This is a genomic window from Listeria fleischmannii subsp. fleischmannii LU2006-1, assembly GCF_000344175.1.
GTDB classification, from domain to species: Bacteria; Bacillota; Bacilli; order Lactobacillales; family Listeriaceae; genus Listeria; species Listeria fleischmannii.
On the sequence record NZ_ALWW01000088.1, the window covers coordinates 1 to 739 of the forward strand.

Genomic DNA, 739 nt, shown 5'->3' on the forward strand with positions numbered 1-739 from the left:
AGACAGGCKATTCAAAATGTCATGGATGAGGAACAAGATGATTATGTTGAGACGCTTGTAACTGGTGTAGCGGAACATAAAAGCGAACTTGATCAAACAATCGAAACACATTTAGATAATTGGCAACTAAGCCGCTTAAATAAAGTGGATTTATCTATCTTACGTGTTAGTGCATTTGAAATGCTATTTTTAGAAGATGTTCCAGACCGTGTAAGTCTAAACGAGTCAATTGAAATTGCTAAAATATATAGTGATGAGAAAGCTAGCAAATTTATCAATGGTGTACTTGCAAATATTGCGCAAAACGATTAGTGGTTTTACTTTAGATTTGGTGAGAAGTACTTTTTCACCAAATCTATTTAATCATAAGTTTTTAAGGGGGCAATGAAGATGGCACAAGTTATTGATGGAAAAAAAATTAGCGAAAGAGATTCAAGAAAATGTAACAAAAGAGGTAAGTCGATTAAAAAGTGAGGGCAAACAGCCTGGGCTTGCAGTAGTTCTTGTAGGGGACAATCAAGCATCACGTACATATGTAAGAAATAAACAAAAAGCGCACAGAAGAAAGCGGCATGAAGTCAGTACTTATTGAACTAGATGAAGATGTATCAGAAGAAAAATTACTTCAAACTGTGGAAGAACTAAACGAGGATGATACCATTCATGGCATTTTAGTTCAATTACCACTACCTAAACATATTTCGGAGGAAAAGGTCATTGACACAATATCTGTCTTGAA

General features: G+C 35.0%; 1 protein-coding gene and 1 pseudogene. Both read left to right on the plus strand.

The window, feature by feature from the left end:
- The coding region (gene nusB, locus LFLEISCH_RS14335; RefSeq protein WP_007478081.1) for a transcription antitermination factor NusB at positions 1 to 312 on the plus strand (312 nt) is incomplete at its 5' end.
- 78 nt (positions 313 to 390) lie between these two features.
- Positions 391 to 739: pseudogene (locus LFLEISCH_RS14340) on the plus strand (tetrahydrofolate dehydrogenase/cyclohydrolase catalytic domain-containing protein); the annotation flags it as partial.